This is a genomic window from Holospora elegans E1 (assembly GCF_000648275.1).
Lineage (GTDB): Bacteria > Pseudomonadota > Alphaproteobacteria > Holosporales > Holosporaceae > Holospora > Holospora undulata_A.
In genome coordinates this window covers 1-1319 of sequence record NZ_BAUP01000002.1, presented here as the reverse complement: position 1 = coordinate 1319, position 1319 = coordinate 1, and the positions used below count along the sequence as shown (strand labels likewise).

General features: G+C 38.2%; 1 protein-coding gene. It reads right to left on the bottom strand.

Going from position 1 to position 1319, the window contains the following annotated elements; genetic code table 11:
- Positions 1–141 precede the first annotated feature (141 nt).
- Positions 142–525: a hypothetical protein gene (locus HE1_RS00010; RefSeq protein ID WP_035543069.1), complete on the bottom strand. Its 384-nt coding sequence runs from the start codon at positions 523–525 to the stop codon at positions 142–144.
- Positions 526–1319 lie beyond the last annotated feature (794 nt).

Sequence of the window (1319 nt, the reverse complement as noted above, 5' to 3'; positions counted from 1 at the left end):
CCGTCAAATCTAAGGCTCCCATCAGGTTCATGCGTGTAGGCCGTCGTGGAAATGGGGGTGCCTGACAGGTGATTTTCGTTGCCATGCTGGGGGGCATGTCATCACCAAACAGGAAGGGGGCATCCTCTGGCGGTGTGGTCATCACCGTTGAATAAAGGCTTCCTGCTTGGCTGTATTTACGGGACGTGCTGCTGCCTTTTTAAATGAAAAATTATGGGCGTGCAACGTCTTGCCTTGAATCGCAGCCATAGAGTTCAAGAACACGAGCCGCAAATATCGCTTGCTTTCATATACGTTATGGCTTTCCAAATGTGCGATAAGTTTCGCTGTTTGTGAAATATTCAGCGTGCTTACAGATCCCCCGCTTGACACTATTGACTTTTGATCTTCCTTATACTCTTCTACGATCGCAATCAGAAGAGCCCAAGCAATTTGATGAGCTCCACCCTGATAACAAAACTGCCGTAATCCTATCTGCTGCGTTCTTAACGCAACACGATCTTCTTCTTTCAGAAATCTTTGCATAATAAAAATTATTAACACATAAAATTAAACTTTTAAACAATTTCATTCAGCATGAGTATAAACTGCAATACCTCCCTAAACAACCTTTTAATGATGAGTAATTCCATGTATTGATTGTATTATAGTAATTTAGCTTGAAAAATGGGACAGAGTGGTGATATCTTTAATAGAAAATGACAAAGAAACAAAATTGCTTCGATCTAAAGGAGCGAGTAATAAGATATATTAAAGTTGGTAACGATCAAAAAACGACATCCAAAGTATTTAAAGTTAGTAAAAGCAGAGTAAGTAGGCGGGGGGTAAGACACAAAAAGAAGGGATAATTAGGTCTACCCCACGGTTAGGGAGTAAGGGTAAAATAGCCCCAGAGAAGCTAAGGATTTAAGTTCAAGCCAATAGAGATAAGAAATGAGCTGAGACAGCAAAGCTAGTTAACGCAATTATTTGTTTCTGTATACGGAAGGTTAAAAAAGCTAGGAGTTAGTTATAAAAAAAGCCTCTACCTATGTAAAAATACGCGAAAAAAACGAAGTAACTATCAAGAAGCTATAAAAGGGCATATCAACTGAAAGCCTTGCATATAGTGATGAAAATGGTATAGAGCTAACGATTTGCAAAGATACAGAATGGGGCGAAAAAGGTAAAAAACCGAAGCTTTTAACTAAAGATACTTTTTGTTAGAATAGGTAAAGGAAGTCTTTTAAAAGTCTCTAAAAAAGATTGTATGTAAATTTTGTGAATGTTAAAATTTCTTTAAAAGCGGTTTTGTTCGAGGGGGCTGCGGTACAAATAAT

Excerpts from the sequence above, each read along its gene's own strand:
- HE1_RS00010 (WP_035543069.1), bottom strand. The coding sequence starts at position 525 with ATGCAAAGATTTCTGAAAGAAGAAGATCGTGTTGCGTTAAGAACGCAG.